The organism is Marinobacter sp. bablab_jr003 (genome assembly GCF_016464245.1).
GTDB classification, from domain to species: domain Bacteria; phylum Pseudomonadota; class Gammaproteobacteria; order Pseudomonadales; family Oleiphilaceae; genus Marinobacter; species Marinobacter vinifirmus.
The window spans coordinates 1-3540 of the sequence record NZ_JADARC010000127.1 but is presented as its reverse complement, the minus strand read 5'-3'; the positions used below and the strand labels follow the sequence as shown (position 1 = coordinate 3540).

General features: G+C 47.9%; 2 protein-coding genes. Both read left to right on the top strand.

Going from position 1 to position 3540, the window contains the following annotated elements:
• Positions 1-576 precede the first annotated feature (576 nt).
• Positions 577-1932 carry a hypothetical protein gene (locus H3Z84_RS15655; protein ID WP_199458128.1) on the top strand — a complete coding sequence of 452 codons (1356 nt, stop codon included), beginning with the start codon at positions 577-579 and terminating at the stop codon, positions 1930-1932.
• 80 nt (positions 1933-2012) lie between these two features.
• Positions 2013-3368 carry a hypothetical protein gene (locus tag H3Z84_RS15650; protein WP_199458127.1) on the top strand — a complete coding sequence of 452 codons (1356 nt, stop codon included), beginning with the start codon at positions 2013-2015 and terminating at the stop codon, positions 3366-3368.
• Positions 3369-3540 lie beyond the last annotated feature (172 nt).

Below are 3540 nucleotides of genomic sequence, written 5' to 3'. Positions count from 1 at the left end.
AATCTCGCGGCGGGTTTTACGCTTCTTGGTCTGGTACTCGGCTTCGGAGAAGGTGATCTGATCCATGGTGGCAACGAATCCTGTGCAGTTGACGATGACCGTATTATCGCTGATTTTGAGACTTATTCAGAGCCTCCCTAGGCCTCTGACATTTAAAATACCATTACAAGCTATTGATGATGCATAAAAAAGCCGCAATACCGAAAGGTATTGCGGCGAATGCGAATGGTGGAGACCATTCACGATGCAATCCACTATAGGTTCCAACAGAAGCCTTTTGAGCAGCGTGGACTATTAACTCATATTTTCCTGAAAAACTGAAATACATTTTTAATATTTCAGGTGATCTGACGTTTATTTGATGTCGGCCAATTAAAACCTATTTAAATGTAATGAAGATGACAAATAATGAGATTTTCAGGTTCATTTCAGGCTTCTGTGGTATTCGTTAAAAAGCCTATAGCGATTGGGCTGCAACAACTAAGATCTCATACCAGAGACGTTGGAGGATCAATGACAATAATACGAAAGCGAATCAGCCAGGGAGTTCTGGGGGTCCTGATAGCCGCAAACGGAGTGCCTGCAGCATTAGCGGTGGAGGTTCCCACAGCCTCAGGAATCAAGCTAGATATTCTTACCCAGGGCAAATTTCAACCAACCTATTTCTCTAATTTCGATTTGGACAGCAGCGTCGATGATGGTGCCACAGGAACGTCTGCGGGTGCTGTTCAGGTTGGAGATGAGCACGTCAGGGCTGAGGTCAGGCTTGGTGTAGTGGCGACTGGCGATAACTGGACGGGTAAACTGCTTCTCGAGAATGACTTTGCCCTTGATGCCAATTCGGTCGATCGCGCATACCGAGGCGAGAGATTTGGCTTGGAGCAGGCCTTCTTCACTTACACCTTCGATCCGGCCTTTACACTTCAGGGTGGCTGGACTTTCAAGAATCTGGACATGGCCTCCGGCGGTTTGCTTTACGGTGATGACCATCCGCTGTTCGGCGCCACGGGAAAAACCTCGTGGGGCAGTTACGATGTTTACTGGATGCCAATTACAGATGGATTGATTTCGGACATCCAGGCCCCTGGGGCCAACCCCGCCAACGGAGAGTTGGATTGGGATGTGTTTGCTTCAAAGTTTGATATCGATCTGGGGAGAGGTAGTCGTATTTCTCCGATCCTGACTTATAGCGACAACCAGCAGCAAGGTGCGAAAGCAACCTATTATGGTGTCGAATACATCGGGAATATTGGCGCCATGAAGATTCGGGCCGAGGCACTAGGTGTGACCGGGAGTTTCGACAACGGTGATGACATAAGCGCCTTTGCTGGCTACGCCGGGCTTGAGTACCCGCTTAGTGAATCCTTTAATCCCTTTATTGCACTACGAGTTGCCAGTGGGGATGACGACCCTGCCGATAATGATGTAGAGGGCTGGCTGGGTATTACAGACATCGGTAGATACTCGCCCCTGATTGGTATTGATGGCCAGTTCTTGGGGTGGCAGCCCAACTCAAACCAAGCGATAGCATCAGGCCTTTTCGGTCTCGCTCTTGATCAAGCTGGTCCTGGTGGCGCAGGGTACGGTGGTATCTCCAATGCCGGTACTGGTAACAACCCGGGCCAGATCATGCTCTCAGTTGGCAGTTCGGGAAATTTGGCGTCGATCTCGCCAAAGCTGTCTTATCAGGCGCAGATTTTCCCGATGTGGTTCCAGCAAACGGGGGGGCTTGAGACGCTCAGCACTGCCAGAGGGTCTGTGGATAGTTATGCCGGTACCGAACTGGATGTGGCTGTAAAATACCAGGCCAACCAGTATTTTGCTCCAAGACTGGTGCTCTCCAGTTTCCTGCCAGGCAAAGGCGTTGAGGACGCAACTGGTGCAGACGATGCAGCTTATGTTGCAATGCTCGAACTGAACTGGAATTACTGATCCCAGGGAACTAATTGCGACTGGAGGTAATGTGATTGAGGCGCCGGAGACGGGGCCTCAATTTTTTTGAGGGGCATATTATGAAGCCAATTTCCGTGATCTTTCTTGTTTTTTTTGCAGTGTCAGGTGCTCAGGCTCAAGGCTACGACTTACCCTTGGACTCGCTGTCGGAATGGGCGGGAGAGAGGAGTATCAGGGTCGTATCGAATATTGATGGCCTGAATACCGACAAAGAGTTTCTTGCACTATTGGGTCGGCTCAATGTTGAGGGATTCGATGTTAAGTTTGGCGATTCCGGATCCACCGATGAAGGGCTGATTCTGGAGGTTCTTCAGGTCAGCGATAAGATTGCAGTGTCAATTAAGTCCACCGATGCTCAAAGATATTTACTTTCCGTCTTGATTGACGAGGGCGATCAAAGTGGAGGTGAAGTGCGAGAGGGGGGTGATTTTCGCGGCGTCCTTCCTTTGCCAGCAGATTTCAATCCGAAAATGGTTGAGGCGCTCCCCACGTCGAACCGCGAAGGCGGTGAACTGGTTTTTCTGTCAGATTCCACATTGGTGCTCGGCGTCTTCGATGAAAACAGGATAAAAAGAGTTGATGCGCTAACATCTAACATCAAAAATTCGAAAGCGATTTTCTTGTCGGTTGGTCAGTCAGACTCAGATCCGAATCCGGAGGTCGCTGTAGTATGGGGTCAGGACCGAGATATTGCAGGCAAGGGGCAATATACGAAGGTCTTCTCTCAACTCTTTGAAATATCTGGGGAAAAGTTGCAGGAAGAAACCAAAAAATCGGAGAACACTGCTTTACGGTTTATCAACAATCGACTGTACTCCCAGCGATACGACTTTTTGCATGGTGACATTGGAAAACTAACATCAGCTTCTGAGGAGGGAAAGGATGTTCTGGATGATTCAATGTTTTTGTCTAATGCTGAGAATATGATTTTCTCCATTTTCCCTATTGATAGCACAGTCTCTATTGTGGTGAATGAAGACAGTCTTGAATTGCGGGACCGTGGCTGGGAGTCCTGGCCACGGCTAGACTTGGGCAAGGTTTCGTCGCCAAGGCTAACTAAACGCTTGGAGGATAGGGAAATCACTACATCACCTGATTACGCCTTTTCCGTTAACGAGGAGCATCTGTCTATTCCCAGGAAGGTGGTCGTTAATAATGGATCTGTTTTGACCTATCTCAGAAAGAGAAGGTCGGGTTTTTCTGGGTTAGCTCCCGCTTCAGGGTCAGATATGTTAATCAGAGCCCGCTGGGATAATAGTGAGCTCGAATCGGGGTTTACAGTTTTCCCCATGTATGAGTTAAGTTCCTTTATTATTGATTTTTCGTATGTTAAATCTAAAGGAGAATCTCGATTATTAATATTGACTAATGAAGAAGATGATAGTCAAGGCGCAAGTCAAATATACATCTATTGACATTTTAAGGTTTGCGGTACGGTAATAAATTTAGGGAGGCTCTGAATAAGTCTCAAAATCAGCGATAATACGGTCATCGTCAACTGCACAGGATTCGTTGCCACCATGGATCAGATCACCTTCTCCGAAGCCGAGTACCAGACCAAGAAGCGTAAAACCCGCCGCGAGATTT

What these genes read in the sequence shown, in the direction of transcription:
- H3Z84_RS15650 (WP_199458127.1), top strand. Translation starts at nt 2,013, where the DNA reads ATGAAGCCAATTTCCGTGATCTTTCTTGTTTTTTTTGCAGTGTCAGGT.